Raw genomic sequence first — 16,977 nt, 5'->3', positions numbered from 1 at the left:
CATGAACCTGCTGTACAGCAATGACAAACGCGGCACCTACCCGCCCAGCTGGTATGCCGCCACCGCGCACCCGCGAACCCCGACCGAGCCGCTGCGCGGCGATGTCACTGCCGACGTTTGTGTCGTGGGTGGAGGGTATACGGGTCTTTCGACCGCGCTGCACCTGGCCGAGGCCGGGTTCAGGGTGGTCCTGCTTGAAGCGCATCGCGTGGGTTTCGGCGCCTCGGGGCGCAATGGTGGCCAATTGGGCAGCGCCCAGCGCATGGATCAGGAAGACCTGGAAAAGCTGGTCGGACGCGACGACGCGGCCAAGCTGTGGGATCTGGCCGAAGACGCAAAGACGCTGACCAAATCCCTGATCGAACGCCAGGGCATCGATTGCGACTTGAAACCGGGCATCGCCACACTGGGCTTCAGCGACAGCGAACGGGGCGAATTGCACGCCCACGCCAAGCACCTGAAAACCGCCTACGGCTATGACCAACTCGAGCTGCTGGATGCCGAAGCCGGGCGCGTGCTTTGCCCCTCGCCGGCCTATGCAGGCGGATATCTGGACATGGGCGCGGCCCATCTGCACCCGTTGAACTATGCGCTGGGTCTGGCCGAGGCCGCCTTGGCCGCCGGCCTGACGCTGCACGAAAACACCGAGGTTCTGGGCATCGAGGAAGGCCCGCGCGTCACCGTTCGCACCGAACAGGGTTCGGTCACGGCCGACCATCTGGTTCTGGCTTGCAATGGCTATCTGGGCAAATTGAACCGCAAGGTCGCGGCGCGGGTCATGCCGATCAACAATTTCATCGCCGCGACCGAGCCGCTGGGCGCCGAGGCTACAAAGGTTCTGACGCAGGACGTGGCGGTTGCCGACACGAAATTCGTGGTGAACTATTTCCGGCTTAGCGCCGATGGGCGGCTGTTGTTCGGCGGTGGCGAGAGCTATGGCTATCGCTTTCCATCCGAAATCGCCGCCAAGGTTCGCAAACCGATGACCGAGATCTTTCCACATCTGCGCGACGTTCGGATCGACTATGCGTGGGGCGGCACGCTGGCTATCACCATGCGGCGGATGCCCTACCTGACGCGTCTGGCGCCAAACATCCTGTCGGCCTCGGGCTATTCCGGTCATGGGGTCGGCACTGCAACCCATGCCGGTCAGTTGATGGCGCTGGCCATCCAGGGTCAGGCCGAAGGGTTCGACACGATGGCCCGCGTGCCCGCTCTGCCTTTTCCCGGAGGCTCGGCCCTCCGCAGCCCTCTGCTGGTGCTGGCGATGACTTGGTATGCCCTGCGTGATCGGCTGGGCCTTTGACCCGCAACTTGTGACGGTTCGGTGAAATTTCGCCCAACAGGCGAATGAAGACTTGGTTTGCTCAGCTTTTCATTTTATCTTTTCCAAACATAGAATTTGGGATTATCAAATATGACGCTGCCACCCAACGTCCATGACGCCGAACCCATCCCTGCCGCTGCCAAAGACGCGATCGAGTCCCTGATGCAATCCGGGGACCTGTTCCGCTATACCGCGCCGCAGGACGCGCCGGTTGCTTTGCTTGAGGCAGAGTTCGCCGAGTTGCTGGGCAGCAAATACGCGCTGGCGGTGTCGTCCTGTTCGGCGGCGTTGTTCCTGTCGCTGAAGGCGCTGGGGCTACCGCGGGACGCGCGGGTGCTGATCCCGGGCTTTACCTTTGCGGCAGTGCCCTCGTCGGTGGTGCATGCAGACTGCGTTCCGGTCCTGTGCGAGGTGGGCGGCAATTACCGCATCGACATCGACGATTTCGCGGCCAAGCTCAATGGGGTTCAGGCGGTGATCATCAGCCACATGCGCGGCCATACCTCGGACATGGACGCGATCATGGCGCTGTGCGACGCGCGCGACATCCCGGTGATCGAGGACGCGGCCCATTCGCTGGGCACCACATGGCATGGCCGCAATATCGGCACCATCGGCAAGCTGGGCTGTTTCTCGTTCCAGTCCTACAAGATGATCAACGCGGGCGAAGGAGGCATCCTTGTCACCGACGACCCCGACCTGGTCGCCCGCGCCGTGATCATGTCCGGCGCCTACGAGCACAACTGGAAGAAACACAAAGGCCCGCACGGCCAGAATACACCTGATCTGGAGCAAGCTTTTACGCGATGGCAGAACAAGCTGCCGCTTTACAATCTGCGTATGAGCAACCTCAGCGCTGCGGTGATCCGCCCCCAACTGCCCGAACTGGCGCGGCGGGTGCGGGACGGGCTGGCCAACCACGATTATGTCGCGCAGCGCCTGAACAGCTCACCGCACATCCACGTACCCGACCCGCTGACACCGGAACGACGTGCGCCGGATTCGATCCAGTTCAACCTGGTCGATCTAAACAAAGACCAGATCAAGGCATTTGCCGCCGCCTCCGAGGGCCGTGGCGTCAAGGTGCAGGTCTTTGGTCTGAGCGAGGACAACGCCCGCGCCTTCTGGAACTGGCAGTTTCTGCCAGAGCAGGTCGAGCTGCCTCGAACGCGCGCAATGCTGATGTCGGCCTGTGACGTGCGCCTGCCGGTGCGCCTGACCCGCGCGGAACTGGATGTAATCGCTGACATCATCCTGGCCTCGGTCGGCGAGGTTACCGCGCCCGAAGTGGCCTTCGGCACCTGACCCCAACGCCAGAAAGAAAAGGCCCGGATTGTCCGGGCCTATCTGGTATCAACTGAGCTTGGAAAGCTTCTGCTGCAACTCGGCCAGTTGTTTCTTGATGTCGTCCAGGTCTTCTTTGGACTCGGACTTGCCTTCTTCGTCCTTGTCCGGCCCGGACCAATTGCCCGACAGCCCGCCTGTCATGGCCTTCAGGAACGCCTGCTGCTGCGCCTGCATTGCTTCGAACCCGGGCATGCTGCTCATGGGGTTCATCGCACTCATGTTTTCCATCATCTTGGCCTGGCTTTCGCGCAGCATCTCAAAGCTGGATTGCAGGAATTGCGGCATCATGCCTCCGCCCGGCACCATGTAGCTGCGCACAAGGTCATTCAGCACGTTCACAGGCAGAACGTTTTCACCCCGGCTTTCATGTTCGGCAATGATTTGAAGCAGATACTGTCGTGTCAGGTCGTCTCCGGTTTTCAGGTCGATAATCTGAACCTCGCGCCCGTCGCGGATGAACCCAGCGATGTCCTCGAGCGTGACGTAGTCGCTGGTCTCGGTGTTATACAGCCGACGGCTTGCATACCGCTTGATCAGCAGAGGTTTATCTTTGTCCGACACCGTTTACCCTCCCCAAGGATGATGCGTTGCAGCAGAGGTTATGCGACTGCAGAACAAAAAGAAAGGGCAGGCCAATGGACCTGCCCTTAGCGATTGCACCAATTTGGGAGGGATGGGTGCGTTTCGCGGATCTTGCTTACTTGGCAGCCGTTGCTTTCTTGGCAGCAGCGGTTACTTCGTTGGTGGCTTTCTTGACGGCCGCGGTGGTTTCTTCCGCAGCTTCTTTGCCAGCAGCCATCAGCAGTTCGACGGTTTCCGACTGAACTTTCTTGGCGATTTCAGCGAAAGCAGCCATGTTTTCGGCAGCAACTTCAGCCGAAGCGCTTGCGAAATCGGTCATCGCCTTCGCATAGTCGGCCGGCTCGGCCTTTGCTTTCGACATCTCGGCCAGCTTGGCCAGGGTGTCCTTGGTCCACTTGCTCGAGATCTCGGCCGACTTCTCGGCGGCTTCCAGCGCAACGCCGGACAGTTTCTCGTTCAGGGTCGCGGTCGATTTGAACGCGTTTTCCATTGCGGTGGTGTCCACCGGAAACGCACCCATCATTTCTTTCAGGGTCGCGGTGAAGTCTTGGGTCTTTGCCATTGTCCTAATCCTTTCAGCCGGTCCGGGCCCACCCCGGGTTTCATCAGCTTGAGGACAATATGATTGCTGCGGCGCAGCATTTCAAGATTTTTGTTGCTGCGGCGCAGAATTTTTTAGTTTCAATGTGAAATCAAGACTTTGGTTTGGCGACTACATAGGTTCCTGGCGCCGGAGCCAACGGTGGGTGGCTCGAATCACCGGGTTCGCGTGCCGGAACCTGCTTGCCAGACCGCTTTTTCAACCAGGCTTCCCAGCGGGGCCACCAGGAGCCTTCGTGGAAGCTTGCCTCTTTCATCCAGGTGTCGGCATCCGCCTTGAGATCGGTGTTGGTATAGTGACCGTATTTCTTTTTGCTGGGCGGATTGACGATGCCTGCAATATGCCCCGATTCCGAAACGATGAAGGTTTTGCTGCGTGATCCCATTTTCTGCACGCCGCGATAGCAGTCTTTCCAAGCGGCGATATGGTCCGTCTCGCAAGTGATCGACATCAACGGCACATCCACGTCGCGGACATGCAGCTTGTGGCCCATCAATTCGAACCCGTCCGAAGCGAACTCGTTGCGCTGACACAAGCCACGTAGATACTGCACAGCCATTTTCGCGGGCAGGTTCGCGCCGTCCCCGTTCCAGTACAACAGGTCAAAGGCGGGTGGCGTCTCGCCCAGCATATAGCTGCGGATCGCCGGTCCATAAACCAGGTCGCGAGACCGAAGGAACGACATCGTGCGCGCCATGATCCATGACCGCAGCACACCTTCCTTGTTCACCTCTTTCTCGATCCCGTCGATGAAATCATTCTGCAGGAACGGGGTAAACTCGCCCTGATCCGAAAAATCGGTCAGCGCCGTGAAGAACGTGGCGGATTTGATTGACTTGTCACCGCGCTGTTTCAAAAGAGACAGAGTGAGGCTCAAGGTCGTGCCGGCAATACAATACCCGACCGTATTGACCTGTTTGACCTTGCAGATCTTCTTGGCCTCTTCGACCGCCGCCAGGAATCCGTCCTGAACGTAGTCTTCCATTCCCGTTTCGGCATAGCTGTCATCCGGATTGACCCAGCTGACGACGAACAAGGTATAGCCCTGATCGGTGATCCACTTGATCAGACTGTTCTGTGCCTTCAGATCCAGAATGTAGAACTTGTTGATCCAAGGCGGGAACAGAACGACGGGGGTTTCATACACCGTCTCGGTCGCAGGACTGTACTGGATCAGTTCCATCATTCGATTTCGATAGACGACTTCGCCGGGCGTTGTGGCCAGGTTGCCGCCCACCTTGAACGCGTTTTCATCCGCCAGCTTGACGATCAACTCGCCATCATTCGCTTCGAGATCGGCAACAAGATTCTCCAGCCCTTGGATCAGCGACTGGCCATCGGTTTCGATCGCCTTCTGCAGAGCGTCGGGGTTGGTCGGCAGGAAATTCGTTGGCGACATCATGTCGACAATCTGCTGCGAGAAGTATTTCAGCCGCCGCTTGTCCTTGGCGTCCAAGTCCTCGACCGACTCCACCGCGTTCGCGATGGCTTCGGCATTGGTCAAGTATTGCTGGCGGACGAGACGGAAATATGGGTTCGTATCCCAAAGCGGGTTCGAGAAGCGTTTATCCTTGCTCGGAGCCTCGTCCGCTTCGCCTTCGCCGGCCAGCAGGGCCTGCTGCGCCGCAGCAAAATTCAGGACGGACTTGCCCCAGTATTCCAGCTGCTGTTCCAACAACTTGGCCGGATTCTGCAGGGCCTCGGCCCAATAAGCTGTTGCTGCTCTTGCAAAAAGTTCCTGATTCGGGCCGTCCAGCGCGGGAGTATGAGCTTTTTTCGACGCCATCACCTCGATCAGCCGCTTGGACAGATCTTCGACTTTCAGCATATTTTCCTTAAGGCGTTCAACGTGTTCGTCGCTTAAGTCGGGCATGTGGCCTTCACTTGTTGTCATTTTAACAAATCCCCCCTAACCTCGCTGCTGTGCAGAATATCGTCGTGGGCACCGGGGGGCAAAGCGACGAATGGTCCGAACTCTCAGGCTGACATTTAGGAGGCCATTCCCGTGCGTTACATGATGACCTACGACCTGATGGAAACCATGCGCAACACCAACCAATGGCTTGGTGCAACCGCAAGCGCGATGGCGTCCTACCCCCAGTTTTCCATGATCCCCAACCCGGCATTCAACTGGATGGCCGCGTGGGGCGAAGTAACCGAACGCACGTTTCAACGCATGGTCGTGAAACCCGATTGGGGTATCCGAACGTTTACCTGCGAAGACGGCAAAGATCATCTGGTGGATGTCACCTCCGTGCTTGAACGCCCGTTTGGCGATCTGGTCCACTTTCGCGTGAATGGCCGCAAAGAGCAACCGCGCAAGGTGCTGTTGGTTGCGCCGATGTCCGGACACTACGCCACCCTGCTGCGCTCGACCGTGAAGAGCCTGCTGGTCAATTGCGAAGTCTACGTGACCGATTGGCATAACGCGCGCGACATCCCCGTGTCCGAAGGCAAGTTCGATGTCGAGGACTACACCCTGTACCTTGTCGATTTCATGAAGGAGCTGGGGCCGGACACGCATGTCGTCGCTGTCTGCCAGCCCGCGCCACTGACCCTCGCGGCGACGGCGTACCTTGCCGAAACCGACCCCAAGGCGCAGCCCAGCACGCTGACGCTGATCGGTGGCCCGGTTGACCCTGATGCAACCCCGACCGAAGTCACCGATTTCGGCCGCCGAGTGACCATGGGCCAGCTTGAGGAAACGATGATCCAGCGGGTGGGCTTCAAGTACAAGGGCGTGGGACGCATGGTTTATCCCGGGCTTCTTCAATTGGCATCCTTCATGTCGATGAATGCCGAGCGCCACGGCAAGGCGTTCTCCGACCAGATCCAGCGCGTCATGCGGGGTGAGGCGTCGGATCATGACGCCCACAACCGTTTCTACGATGAATATCTGGCCGTGATGGACATGACGGCAGAGTTCTACCTCTCGACGGTCGAGCGGGTGTTCAAGAACCGTGAGATCGCCCGGAATGAGTTCATCGTGGCTGGCCACAAAGTCGACATCGGCAAAATCACCGATGTGGCGGTCAAGACGGTCGAAGGCGCCAATGACGACATCTCGGCCCCTGGTCAGTGTATCGCGGCGCTGGACTTGTGCACCGGCCTGCCCGACAGCAAAAAGGCCAGCCATGTCGAACCCGGCGCGGGCCACTACGGTATCTTCGCCGGACGCAGTTGGCGGGACAATATCCGCCCGCTGGTCATAGACTTCATGAACGAAAACAGCCGCAAACCGCGCCGCCGTGCTGCCAACAGCAACAAAGTTGCTTGATGTCCGCAGACCCGGCCCCCGCCCTTCCGTTCGCCTGCAACTGCGGCGAGCTTATCGGCGAGATCACGACCAAGGGGGTGTCCAGCGGCACCCATGTCGTCTGTTTCTGCCCAGATTGCCGCGCCGGACAGCTGTATTTTGGCCAACCTGACCCCGCACCCGGGCCGGTCGACATTTTTCAGATGTCGCCCGAATATATCCGCATCACGAAAGGCGCCGAGAACCTGGCCGTGATGCGGCTGGGCCCCAAAGGTCTGTTTCGATGGTACGCCAAATGCTGCAACGCGCCTGTGGCGACCACCACCAGCAGCATGAAATTCCCCTTTGCTGGTTTTGATGTCGCCAGGTTTTCCGATCCATCCCCTCTGGGGCCGGTGAAGACCCGCGCCCATGTTCCGCAGGCGAATGGGAAATGGAAGCACGAGAATGTGGCTCCTGCTGTTCTCGGCATGATCCGCAGAGTCATTTCGGCGCGCCTTTCCGGTCGTTGGAAGCAAACTCCGTTCTTCGACATCGCAACAGGCAAGCCGGTTGTGGCTCCGCATGTCATCACCCTTGAAGAACGCAAGGCGCTGTACGACTAGAAAGCCCGCACGGGTATGTTCAACCAATCGGACAGCGCGTCCGTGGTTTCACCCGGCGCCTCAAGCGTTGGAAGATGCCCTGCCATGTCCACCACATGCAAGGCGGCCCCGGGGATCAGCTCGGCCATGAAACTGTGTTTTCTGACCGGCGTCAAAGTGTCGTGTGCCCCGCACAGAACCAAGGTCGGCACCTTTATCCTCCGCAGGGTGCCCTGCTGATCCGGGCGGCGCTGCAGAGCGCGCATTTGGCGCACGAACAGGTCCGGCCCCAGCTCCAGCGCCATTTCCAGCATGTGGTTCAATATCGGAATCCGCTGCGGTCCGGGGGCCAGAGTGTCCGAGCCCAGAACCTTGCGCATGACATCCTCAAGACGGCCAGCCTGCGCCGCAACGATCAGCTCTTCGCGGTCGGCTGCGATCTGGGGGGTATCGGCCTGCGCATCCGTCGCCATGAGGCAAAGGCGGGTCACGCGTTCCGGGGCGCGGCGCACCAGTTCCAGCGCGACAATGCCCCCCATGCTCAGACCAGCCAACGCAAAGCGGTGCGGCAACTGGTCCAAAAGCGCCGAGGCAATCTCCTCGATCCGATCACCGCCGCCGATCGGCGCGACCATCACCGGCCGGGTCTGAGACAGCCGGGTTGTCTGCGGCTGAAACAGCCGAGCATCGCACATCAATCCTGGCAGCAAGACCAGCGGCTCGATCACGCAGGGCCTCCTTGTACTGGCCGATCGGCTCGGCCGTTTTGTTGATCAGGATGAGAGTTTCGGCGCAGACGGGCAAGAAAAACTTTAAGGATAGCGGATTGCGCGAAATTCGGGAAAGTCCGCATAGCGCCGACGGCGTTCGCTCAGAGTCTCATCCGGATCGGCGCCGGCCCGGAGCAGGCTGCCACGCGGCGCAATGTAGCTGTCGATCCGGCGCAGCGGGGTGGGCCGCCACACCAGGTTGAAGGCGCAAAGTTTGGGAAAGAACCAGATCTCGGAATAATCCAGATGATCGTGCATCCACCAGGCCAGATCGCGCCAGTCCCGGCCTTGTGCGTAACGGTCGGCAAACCATGGGATCACGATCGAGGCTCCGGCAATTCGCGCCTCGCCTGTGCCGCGGTCCCAGATGTGGCATTCAAGGGGATGATCATTGCGCGCGCAGTTCAACTTGTTCTCGTTTCCAAACCGGTTCAGCGAGGGTGACCGGTATCCAGACCGGACGGCAACACGCCCGAATGTTTCCTCCAACGGGTCCAGAAGGGTTTCGCAGAATGCACGGCCGGTTTCGATGGCCAGATCCGGGTTGTCCGGCAGGTTCTGTTTTTCGTGAAAGTTCCCGATCTCGGAATAAAGGAATTCGCGCATGAAGAAATGGCGCGACAGGCGCACGCGGCCGAGGGTCTCGAGGCTCCACATGCTGCCCGGTCTGCGCATATTCAGTACCCGTTCCAACGAAAGGCCCCATCCGGCGCAAGGGCCGAGTGCGGGTTGAACGCAACTTCCCAGATCGTGCCATCCGGTGCCCGAAAGTACCCATGGTGCCCGCCCCAGAACACGTCTGAGGCTGGTTTCAGGATTTCGGCCCCCGCTGCCTCGGCAGCGTGCAACAGTTCAGCGACACCCTCCTTGGATCGGCAATTGTGGCTGAGCGTCATCGCGCCGCGCCCCAGGGTTTCAACGCCAACCCCGATTTCTTCGGCCAGAGCGGTCAATGGGTACAGACCCAGCGTCTGGCCGATCAGGTCAAAAACGATCACCCCGTCCGGGCTGTCGGTGCGGCGCCAGCCCAACGCCTCGTAAAAGCGGGCTGCGGCTTCGGGATCTTCGGCCCCGATCGTGATCAGGCTGACGCGTTGCTCCATCACTCTACCCCCAAACCGTTCAGCCATTGCAGAATACCCGCCACCGTCGCATCGGTCTGCCCCGGCGACATCAGCCGTCCGGCAATGACGTGCGATTGCGGGTCGTCACCCGGCCCCATGGTTACGGTCTGAACGGTCGCAGGTGCCCCCCAGTCTTCTGCAACTTTGTGAGTCAGGTCGGGCCGAACCACCTGATCGTCATCCGAGAACCAGAACAGAGCCGGCACCAGTGCACCCGAAAAATCCAGCGCGTCGACGGTATCCACCAGAACAGACATCGGAACCACCGCCTCCCACGGATAAGAGGACGACCAGTACAGGTTCTTTTCCGGATCAGGGCCCGACACGTCGCGGGTTTCCCCCATCAGCAACGGCAGCCAGCTGCGCGCCCAAGGCAGTGATGGTATCCAGGATCCGGCCGCCTGCACCCCGAAATTGGGCGAGATGAACACCATCCCGACCACGTCCTTGCTCAGCTCGGGGTCCAGCGCCGCGGCTGCCGCCAGGGTTCCCCCGGTCGAGGTCGAGATCACGATAACCGTGTCGCCCACCGCGCGGGCGGCGGCCAGACCTTCGGCCATGTCCTGCATCCAGCCCGAGGCCGTCCCTTCGGCCATTGCCAACCCGTCGCGCCCGTGCCCCTGCAGGCGCGTATAGACAAGATTGGCCCCCAGCGCTTCGGCGATCCTGTCGGGCACCGGGCGGATTTCCTCGGACGAGGCCGAGAACCCGTGCACATAGAGCACCGAATATGGCGCGCGACGTTCCTTGAACCCGTCCTGCCAGATCACCCGCTTTTCGACACCCGGTACGATGTCGTCATAGGCGGACTCGATGCTTTCGAAATAGACCTGAACCCCCTCGCCGAACTTGCGCGGATCGAACCGCGGGTGCAGATCCACTTCTTCGCGCGGGCCGAACCAGTAGATCAGCCCGCCGACCACCACCAACGCCAGCAAGGCCCGCCCGAGAAACCGCCCCAGCCGCCGCATCAGTTTGTCCCCATCACGTCGCGAACCGCATCCTCGATCAGCCCCAGGCACGGCCCGTCCGAGAACCGGTGATCCGCATCCTTGACCAGCAACAACCGCATGTCCGGACCGCTGGCATGGTCGAGCAGCCGTACAGCGGTGTCGACCGAAACCGCCGTATCCGCCGTGCCTTGCAGAAACCGTACCGGGAACGGCAGGTTCAACGGCGACCGCAATACCAGCCGCGTCCGCCCATCTTCGATCATCCGCTTGGTGATGATGTAGGGCTCCATGTAGTCCGAAGGCAGTTCAACGTGCCCGACCGTCTCCAACGCCTCTTTCTGCGCGTCTGTGAACGAGGCCCAATAGCCGTCCTCGGTGAAATCCGGCGCCGCCGCGATGGTGACCATGCCGGCGATCCGCTCGGGCATGGCCCGCGCCAGCAGCAACGCCTGCCAGCCGCCCATGGACGAACCCACCACAATCAACGGCCCTTCGGTCAGCGCTGAAACCGCCGCAACCGTGTCTTCATGCCAATCCCCGATGCACCCTTCCTCGAACCGGCCGGAGCTTTCCCCGTGCCCGGAATAGTCGAACCGCAAGTAGGCCTGCCCACGCGCCCGCGCCCAGTCCTCCAGATGCACCGCCTTGGTGCCCTCCATGTCCGACTTGAGGCCACCCAGAAAAACGACCGCGGGCCCTGTCCCTTCGCTCTTATGATAGGCCAGCCGCCGCCCCTGCGGCGTTTCCAGAAATGTCGTTGCTGCCATGAAATCCTCACATGCTTTTCCAGCATCATGCACGCGCCGCGCCCAAGTGCAATTCCCGCCCCTCCGTCATCTGGAGGCAGATATCCCGCGGCACGCCAGGAGCAGAGCCCTCTGCCCGCCAACGCTTGACACGGACACCACCAACTGCCAAACGGACCCGACACCATAACCCGCAACCGGGCGTTCAGTGGGCGCCAAACCGACGAGGAGAGCCAGACCATGGCCTTGGATTCAAAATCCGTCTCTCTTACCTTCCCCGATGGCAATTCCCGATCCTACGCGGCAGGCGTTACGCCGGCCGAGGTCGCGGCCGACATCTCCACCTCGCTGGCGAAAAAGGCCATCTCGGCCACCGTCAACGGCCAGCACTGGGACCTGCAGTGGCCCATCGAACAGGATGCCGAAATCGCTCTCCATACGATGAAGGACGAGGCCCAGGCCAACGAACTGATCCGCCACGACTTTGCCCACGTGATGGCCCGCGCGGTGCAGGAAATCTGGCCTGACACCAAGGTCACCATCGGCCCGGTCATCGAAAACGGCTGGTACTACGACTTTGACCGCTCGGAACCCTTCACGCCCGAAGATCTCGGCCTCATCGAAAAAAAGATGAAAGAGATCATCAACAAGCGCGATCCCGTCACCACCGAGATCTGGGACCGCGAGCGTGCCATCGCGTTCTACAAGGCCAACAACGAGCCCTACAAGGTCGAGCTGATCGAGGCGATCCCGGGTGACGAGCCGGTGCGCATGTATTGGCACGGCCACTGGCAGGACCTGTGCCGCGGTCCGCACCTGCAGCATACCGGCCAACTGCCCGGTGACGCCTTCAAGCTGATGTCGATCGCCGGCGCCTACTGGCGCGGCGACAGCAACCGCCCGATGCTGCAACGCATCTACGGCGTGGCCTTCACCGGCAAGGAAAAGCTGAAGGCGCACCTGCACATGCTGGAAGAGGCCGCCAAGCGCGACCACCGCAAGCTGGGCCGCGAGATGGACCTGTTCCACATGCAGGAAGAGGCCCCTGGCCAGATCTTCTGGCACCCCAACGGCTGGACCATCTACACCACGCTGCAGGACTATATGCGGCGTGCCCAGCACCGAGGCGGCTATGTCGAGGTCAACACCCCGCAGGTGGTCGACCGCAAGCTTTGGGAACGCTCGGGCCACTGGGACAAGTACCAGGAAAACATGTTCATCGTCGAAGTTGACGAGGAACACGCCCGCGAAAAGGCCGTGAACGCGCTCAAGCCGATGAACTGTCCCTGCCACGTGGAAATCTTCAAGCAGGGCCTGAAATCCTATCGCGACCTGCCGCTGCGCATGGCCGAGTTCGGATCCTGCGCGCGCTACGAACCCTCGGGCGCGCTGCATGGCATCATGCGGGTCCGCGGCTTTGCCCAGGACGACGCGCATATCTTCTCGACCGAGGACCAGATCGGCGACGAATGTGCCCGCTTCATCGGGTTTCTGACCGATGTCTACAAGGATCTGGGCTTTGACAGTTTCAAGGTCAAATTCTCGGACCGCCCCGAACAGCGCGCCGGCTCGGACGAGGTCTGGGACAAGGCCGAAGAGGCCCTGCTGACCGCCACCCGCGCAGCAGGGGTCGAGCCGGAACTGAACCCCGGCGAAGGTGCCTTCTATGGGCCGAAACTGGAATTCGTCCTGACCGACGCGATCGGGCGTGACTGGCAATGCGGCACCTTCCAGGTGGATTTCGTCCTGCCCGAACGGCTGGACGCCACCTATATCGGCGCCGATGGTGCCAAACACCGTCCGGTGATGCTGCACCGCGCCTGCCTGGGATCGTTCGAACGGTTCATCGGCATCCTGATCGAAGAACACGCCGGCAAACTTCCTTTCTGGCTGGCGCCGCGCCAGGTCGTCGTGGCCTCGATCACCTCCGAGGCCGATGACTATGTTCTGGAAGTGGTCGAAACGCTCAAGGCTGCCGGTGTCCGGGCCGAGGCCGACATCCGCAACGAGAAGATCAACTACAAGGTCCGCGAACATTCGGTCGGCAAGGTGCCAGTGATCCTGGCCGTCGGCCACCGCGAGGTCGAGGAGCGCACCGTCAGTGTGCGCCGCCTTGGCGAGAAGCAGACCCAGGTCCAGCCGCTTGACGCTGTAACAAAAGAGCTGGCGCACGCGGCCACGCCCCCTGATCTTCTGTAACAATCGGCACAGTCTTGCCGCCGATCCGGCCCCCAGCACGGGGCCGGAATGAAACATTTCTGGATTTCCTAATTTATAACAGTGTGTTAACTTGCAAGGGGCATTAACGCTCGCTGACACAGCCGTGAGACACGGGCTCGTGAATTCAACAGAGCAGTGTCAGCCGTTACCTTTGTCACTGTCACAAGCAGACATACGCAATCACGAAAAGGATTACCTGAGATGTCGAACACCGCCAAAACCCTCGTAATCGCAAGCGCCGTTGCCGCAGCTGTTGCGGGCTCTGCAACCACCGCCGCCGCTCAGGCCAAAGAAAAATGCTATGGCGTATCGCTGGCAGGCCAGAATGACTGCGCTGCCGGTCCGGGCACCACATGTGCCGGTACCTCGACTGTGGACTACCAAGGCAACGCCTGGACGTTGGTCGATGCGGGCACTTGCGCCGACATCGAGCTGCCCAAATCCGCGGACGGAACGCCCCGCAAAGGCTCGCTCGAGCCGCTGGAACGCGATCTGCCGGCATAAGGCACGGGAAGGAATGTCAGGGGCGGGCTAAACCAAACAGCCCGCCCTGTTTCTTGCTGAGAAGGATCACGCGATGTTGGATGACGCCCGCAGAATGCAACGGCTGCCCGCCGCGCCCGGGGTCGGCTACAAGCCGCAGCACTACACCGAGATCCTTGACCAGCCCGGCCCGGTCGGCTGGCTGGAAATTCACGCCGAAAACTACATGGGCGACGGCGGTCGACCGCTGGCGCAGCTGCGCCACCTGTCCGAACGGTTTCCCATTTCGGTGCACGGCGTGGGCCTGTCCATCGGTGGCGAAGGGCCGCTGGACGCCGAGCACCTGGCCCGCCTGAAGCATCTTGTGGGCTGGCTGAACCCGGCCAGCTTTTCGGAGCATCTGGCATGGTCCACCCATGACAGCCAGTTCCTGAACGATCTGCTGCCCCTGCCCTATACCGACGCCACACTGACCCGCATCTGCGATCATATCGATCAGGTACAGGAGACGGTGGGCCGGCAGATGCTGCTGGAAAACCCTTCCAGCTATCTCGCTTTTGCTGAAAGCACGTGGTCCGAACCCGACTTCTTGCGCGAGATCACGCGCCGGACTGGATGTGGCCTGCTGCTGGACGTCAACAACGTCTTCGTCTCGGCCACCAATCTGAATTACAGCCCGCAGGCCTATATCGACGCCTACCCTCTGGACCAGGTTGGCGAGATCCACCTGGGGGGCCATGACGAGGATCAGGACGATCACGGCCAACCCCTGCTGATCGACAGCCACGGCCGCGCCGTCGTCGATCCGGTCTGGGCGTTGCTGGACTATGTGCTCGACCAGTCAGGCCCCAAACCCGTGCTGATCGAATGGGACAACGACGTGCCCGACTGGCCCACCTTGCGCTCCGAGGCCGAACGCGCGCAATCCGCGCTGGACCGGATCCCGGCATGAGCGTTTCGCAATCAGAGTTCCGGGCGGCCCTGCTGGACCCGACGGCCCCCGTGCCCGAGGGGTTGCTGGACGATCAGGCCCGCCCCGCCGGACGCCGCTTCAGCGTCTACCGCAACAACGTGGCCGTGTCTCTGACCGAAGCCATGCATCAGGCCTTTCCGGTCATAACCAAGCTGCTGGGTCCGCAGAACATGGACGGCCTGGCCGGAATCTACCTGCGTCAGCACCCGCCTAGCTCTCCGCTGATGATGTTCTATGGCGAGAACTTCCCCGAATTCCTCGCCGACACCGAACAACTGGCGCATCTTGGCTATCTGCCCGACGTGGCGCGGCTGGAACTGGCCTTGCGCCGGTCCTACCACGCCGCCGACAGCCAACCGATCACGCCCGACGCGCTGGCCGCCCTGCCGCCCGAAGACCTGATGCAGGCGCGGCTGGGCTTTGCCCCAACCATGCAGCTGATCCGGTCCGACTGGCCCATCCACGCCATCTGGCGGTTCAACACCGAAGACGGCGCGCCAAAGCCCCAGCCCGGCGCGCAGGACGTGCTGATCACGCGCCCCGAATTTGACCCGTCGCCACACCTGCTGCCGCCCGGCGGGTTCGACTGGATCACCGCCATGCAGGCCGGCCAGACCATTGGTCAGGCCTTCGAGGCAACCACCACCCGGACGCCCGAGTTCGACCTGGGCGCCACCCTGGCACTGCTGCTGCAGGGCAGTGCGATTACTTCAGTGACTATCGAAAGGCCGGAAACATGACTGCCCTGATTTCTATGCACAATTCCGTTCTCGGAAAGCTGGACCACGCCTCGAACTGGCTGACACCGACCGTGGCGCGGCTGACTTTCATAGCGGTTCTTCTGGTCTATTACTGGAACTCGGCCATGACCAAGCTGGGCAGCGGGTTTTTCGGGTTCCTGTTCCCCTCGGACGGGGCCTATGTGCAGATCTTCCCCAAGGCCATGGAGGCCGTCGGCTACGACAGCTCGCAGCTAGGGTTCTTTACCTGGCCCGTTGCCGTCGCCGGAACCTGGGCCGAGTTCATCCTGCCTGCATTGCTTCTGGTGGGGCTGCTGACCCGCCTTGCCGCCCTGGGCATGATCGGGTTCGTCTGGGTCCAGACCTTCACCGATGTCACCGGGCACGGGGTCAAGCTGGGCGGTCTGTTCGACAACACCATAACCCTGATGGATCAGCGGGTTATGTGGACCTTCCTGTTCGTGGTGATCGTGATCAACGGCGCGGGCCCGCTCTCGCTCGACAGGGTTCTACGCCTGAAATGATCTAGAAATGCGCTTTGGGTTCGTCCGGCTTGCCCGCGGCGATCCCAAGCAGCCCCGCAACGCCGGCGAAGGCAATCGGGAACATGGTGAACACGCCGAAGCCAAAGGCGTAGTACATCCCCGCCGCGGAAATCAGCAACAACACACCGGCCAACAGAGCACGCGCATGCGCCATGGCACCCCCGGCAATCGCCAGCAACGGCGCCAGAAGCGATGCCGTCTTGATAAGCTGGGGGTTGTCCACCTGTTCTGCGAGCCCCTCGATCTCGCCGTAACGATCCACAAGCTCGACAAACCCGTACCCAAAAAAACCGACGATCATTCCGACCAGACCGGCAATGACACCCAATATCATCGCTGCGTTTCGCATGAAGTATTCCTGATTGTTGCGCCGGTTCAGATAGTCACCCGATCAAGCAATGCCAAGGGCTGTGCGGGTTTGCGGGGTCCAGCCCAGGAACAAGTGCCCGTCCCATTCGATCAGCGGACGTTTCATCAGGGCAGGATGATCCGCCAGCAGTTCCAGCGGCGGTCGCGAGCGTTGATCGTCGTCTAATCCACGCCAGGTTGTCGAGCGGGTGTTGAGCAAGGCTTCGCCGAACTGGTCAAACGCTTTGGCCAACACCTCCGAAGGAACACCCGCGCCTCGGACATCGATGAATTCGGCATCAGGAAGTGATTTCAGTGCCTTACGGCAGGTATCGCAGGTCTTCAGGCCAAAAAGGCGCATAGTGTATCTACTCCGGT

At 61.1% G+C, this 16,977-nt stretch carries 19 protein-coding genes; 9 read left to right on the top strand and 10 right to left on the bottom strand.

All coding sequences use genetic code 11. The annotated features are described in order from the left end of the window. Position 1 precedes the first annotated feature (1 nt). A complete protein-coding gene (locus ACR3EL_RS05445; protein ID WP_170337832.1) occupies positions 2–1,306 on the top strand; it encodes an NAD(P)/FAD-dependent oxidoreductase in 1,305 nt (434 codons plus the stop codon). A 111-nt stretch (positions 1,307–1,417) separates the two neighbouring features. Then, positions 1,418–2,632, top strand: coding sequence for a DegT/DnrJ/EryC1/StrS family aminotransferase (locus tag ACR3EL_RS05440; protein WP_170337831.1), 1,215 nt, complete (start codon positions 1,418–1,420; stop codon positions 2,630–2,632). Between the two features lie 48 nt (positions 2,633–2,680). Here the strand turns inward: ACR3EL_RS05440 and phaR are convergent, their stop codons facing one another. The 3 genes from phaR to ACR3EL_RS05425 form a co-directional block, all read right to left on the bottom strand. Next, positions 2,681–3,235 (bottom strand): polyhydroxyalkanoate synthesis repressor PhaR, encoded by a 555-nt coding sequence (gene phaR / locus ACR3EL_RS05435; protein ID WP_170337829.1) that lies wholly within the window; start codon positions 3,233–3,235, stop codon positions 2,681–2,683. 136 nt (positions 3,236–3,371) lie between these two features. Beyond that, positions 3,372–3,818 carry a phasin family protein gene (locus ACR3EL_RS05430; protein WP_005982142.1) on the bottom strand — a complete coding sequence of 149 codons (447 nt, stop codon included), beginning with the start codon at positions 3,816–3,818 and terminating at the stop codon, positions 3,372–3,374. Between the two features lie 130 nt (positions 3,819–3,948). Further along, a complete protein-coding gene (locus ACR3EL_RS05425) occupies positions 3,949–5,751 on the bottom strand; it encodes a PHA/PHB synthase family protein (RefSeq protein ID WP_170337827.1) in 1,803 nt (600 codons plus the stop codon). Between the two features lie 111 nt (positions 5,752–5,862). Between ACR3EL_RS05425 and phaZ the strand changes: the two genes are divergently transcribed. Together phaZ and ACR3EL_RS05415 are read left to right on the top strand one after the other, a co-directional pair. Next, positions 5,863–7,134, top strand: a complete 1,272-nt coding sequence (phaZ, locus tag ACR3EL_RS05420; protein ID WP_170337826.1) for a polyhydroxyalkanoate depolymerase — start codon at positions 5,863–5,865, stop codon at positions 7,132–7,134. Further along, positions 7,134–7,718: a DUF6151 family protein gene (locus tag ACR3EL_RS05415; protein ID WP_170337824.1), complete on the top strand. Its 585-nt coding sequence runs from the start codon at positions 7,134–7,136 to the stop codon at positions 7,716–7,718. Before phaZ ends, ACR3EL_RS05415 begins: the two co-directional genes overlap by 1 nt. Here the strand turns inward: ACR3EL_RS05415 and ACR3EL_RS05410 are convergent. From ACR3EL_RS05410 to ACR3EL_RS05390, 5 genes are all read right to left on the bottom strand, one after another. Further along, positions 7,715–8,425: an alpha/beta fold hydrolase gene (locus ACR3EL_RS05410; protein ID WP_170337822.1), complete on the bottom strand. Its 711-nt coding sequence runs from the start codon at positions 8,423–8,425 to the stop codon at positions 7,715–7,717. The two genes, ACR3EL_RS05415 and ACR3EL_RS05410, sit on opposite strands and share 4 nt — an antisense overlap. An 84-nt stretch (positions 8,426–8,509) precedes the next feature. Then, on the bottom strand, positions 8,510–9,124 hold the full coding sequence (locus ACR3EL_RS05405; RefSeq protein WP_170339406.1) for a hypothetical protein: 615 nt from the start codon (positions 9,122–9,124) through the stop codon (positions 8,510–8,512). 20 nt (positions 9,125–9,144) lie between these two features. After that, on the bottom strand, positions 9,145–9,570 hold the full coding sequence (locus ACR3EL_RS05400; protein ID WP_170337820.1) for a VOC family protein: 426 nt from the start codon (positions 9,568–9,570) through the stop codon (positions 9,145–9,147). Further along, a complete protein-coding gene (locus ACR3EL_RS05395; RefSeq protein ID WP_170337819.1) occupies positions 9,570–10,562 on the bottom strand; it encodes an alpha/beta hydrolase in 993 nt (330 codons plus the stop codon). Before ACR3EL_RS05395 ends, ACR3EL_RS05400 begins: the two co-directional genes overlap by 1 nt. Continuing rightward, the gene (locus tag ACR3EL_RS05390) at positions 10,562–11,311 is read right to left on the bottom strand and encodes an alpha/beta hydrolase (protein WP_170337817.1); all 750 of its coding nucleotides are present in this window, start codon (positions 11,309–11,311) and stop codon (positions 10,562–10,564) included. The genes ACR3EL_RS05395 and ACR3EL_RS05390 overlap by 1 nt, the downstream gene beginning before the upstream one ends. Positions 11,312–11,530: 219 nt before the next feature. Here ACR3EL_RS05390 and thrS point away from each other — a divergent pair, with 219 nt between their 5' ends. The 5 genes from thrS to ACR3EL_RS05365 all read left to right on the top strand — a co-directional run bounded on the left by thrS (position 11,531) and on the right by ACR3EL_RS05365 (position 16,230). Then, the gene (thrS, locus tag ACR3EL_RS05385; protein ID WP_170337815.1) at positions 11,531–13,489 is read left to right on the top strand and encodes a threonine--tRNA ligase; all 1,959 of its coding nucleotides are present in this window, start codon (positions 11,531–11,533) and stop codon (positions 13,487–13,489) included. A gap of 222 nt (positions 13,490–13,711) precedes the next feature. Further along, positions 13,712–14,014 (top strand): BufA1 family periplasmic bufferin-type metallophore, encoded by a 303-nt coding sequence (locus ACR3EL_RS05380; protein WP_005982123.1) that lies wholly within the window; start codon positions 13,712–13,714, stop codon positions 14,012–14,014. A 73-nt stretch (positions 14,015–14,087) separates the two neighbouring features. Continuing rightward, positions 14,088–14,945 (top strand): MNIO family bufferin maturase, encoded by an 858-nt coding sequence (gene bufB, locus ACR3EL_RS05375; protein ID WP_093962561.1) that lies wholly within the window; start codon positions 14,088–14,090, stop codon positions 14,943–14,945. Beyond that, entirely contained in the window at positions 14,942–15,706 is a 765-nt protein-coding gene (locus tag ACR3EL_RS05370; protein ID WP_170337813.1) for an HvfC/BufC N-terminal domain-containing protein, read from the top strand. Before bufB ends, ACR3EL_RS05370 begins: the two co-directional genes overlap by 4 nt. Next, the gene (locus ACR3EL_RS05365; RefSeq protein WP_093962563.1) at positions 15,703–16,230 is read left to right on the top strand and encodes a DoxX family membrane protein; all 528 of its coding nucleotides are present in this window, start codon (positions 15,703–15,705) and stop codon (positions 16,228–16,230) included. The genes ACR3EL_RS05370 and ACR3EL_RS05365 overlap by 4 nt, the downstream gene beginning before the upstream one ends. Position 16,231: 1 nt before the next feature. On the opposite strand, the gene ACR3EL_RS05360 is transcribed toward ACR3EL_RS05365, so the two are convergent. Together ACR3EL_RS05360 and ACR3EL_RS05355 are read right to left on the bottom strand one after the other, a co-directional pair. After that, positions 16,232–16,600 carry a hypothetical protein gene (locus ACR3EL_RS05360; protein ID WP_170337812.1) on the bottom strand — a complete coding sequence of 123 codons (369 nt, stop codon included), beginning with the start codon at positions 16,598–16,600 and terminating at the stop codon, positions 16,232–16,234. A gap of 42 nt (positions 16,601–16,642) precedes the next feature. Next, positions 16,643–16,960, bottom strand: a complete 318-nt coding sequence (locus ACR3EL_RS05355; RefSeq protein WP_170337810.1) for an ArsC/Spx/MgsR family protein — start codon at positions 16,958–16,960, stop codon at positions 16,643–16,645. Between the last annotated feature and the right edge of the window lie 17 nt (positions 16,961–16,977).

It is taken from the genome of Ruegeria sp. BJ3 (assembly GCF_056535665.1).
The sequence above is the reverse complement of the archived record's forward strand: the minus strand, read 5'-3'. Positions and strand labels throughout refer to the sequence as shown.

Excerpts from the sequence above, each read along its gene's own strand:
- ACR3EL_RS05415 (WP_170337824.1), top strand. The coding sequence starts at position 7,134 with ATGTCCGCAGACCCGGCCCCCGCCCTTCCGTTCGCCTGCAACTGCGGC.
- ACR3EL_RS05370 (WP_170337813.1), top strand. The coding sequence starts at position 14,942 with ATGAGCGTTTCGCAATCAGAGTTCCGGGCGGCCCTGCTGGACCCGACG.
- bufB (WP_093962561.1), top strand. The coding sequence starts at position 14,088 with ATGTTGGATGACGCCCGCAGAATGCAACGGCTGCCCGCCGCGCCCGGG.
- ACR3EL_RS05445 (WP_170337832.1), top strand. The coding sequence starts at position 2 with ATGAACCTGCTGTACAGCAATGACAAACGCGGCACCTACCCGCCCAGC.
- ACR3EL_RS05405 (WP_170339406.1), bottom strand. The coding sequence starts at position 9,124 with ATGTGGAGCCTCGAGACCCTCGGCCGCGTGCGCCTGTCGCGCCATTTC.
- ACR3EL_RS05365 (WP_093962563.1), top strand. The coding sequence starts at position 15,703 with ATGACTGCCCTGATTTCTATGCACAATTCCGTTCTCGGAAAGCTGGAC.
- ACR3EL_RS05360 (WP_170337812.1), bottom strand. The coding sequence starts at position 16,600 with ATGCGAAACGCAGCGATGATATTGGGTGTCATTGCCGGTCTGGTCGGA.
- ACR3EL_RS05400 (WP_170337820.1), bottom strand. The coding sequence starts at position 9,570 with ATGGAGCAACGCGTCAGCCTGATCACGATCGGGGCCGAAGATCCCGAA.
- ACR3EL_RS05395 (WP_170337819.1), bottom strand. The coding sequence starts at position 10,562 with ATGCGGCGGCTGGGGCGGTTTCTCGGGCGGGCCTTGCTGGCGTTGGTG.
- ACR3EL_RS05430 (WP_005982142.1), bottom strand. The coding sequence starts at position 3,818 with ATGGCAAAGACCCAAGACTTCACCGCGACCCTGAAAGAAATGATGGGT.
- ACR3EL_RS05390 (WP_170337817.1), bottom strand. The coding sequence starts at position 11,311 with ATGGCAGCAACGACATTTCTGGAAACGCCGCAGGGGCGGCGGCTGGCC.
- ACR3EL_RS05425 (WP_170337827.1), bottom strand. The coding sequence starts at position 5,751 with ATGACAACAAGTGAAGGCCACATGCCCGACTTAAGCGACGAACACGTT.
- ACR3EL_RS05380 (WP_005982123.1), top strand. The coding sequence starts at position 13,712 with ATGTCGAACACCGCCAAAACCCTCGTAATCGCAAGCGCCGTTGCCGCA.
- thrS (WP_170337815.1), top strand. The coding sequence starts at position 11,531 with ATGGCCTTGGATTCAAAATCCGTCTCTCTTACCTTCCCCGATGGCAAT.
- ACR3EL_RS05440 (WP_170337831.1), top strand. The coding sequence starts at position 1,418 with ATGACGCTGCCACCCAACGTCCATGACGCCGAACCCATCCCTGCCGCT.
- ACR3EL_RS05355 (WP_170337810.1), bottom strand. The coding sequence starts at position 16,960 with ATGCGCCTTTTTGGCCTGAAGACCTGCGATACCTGCCGTAAGGCACTG.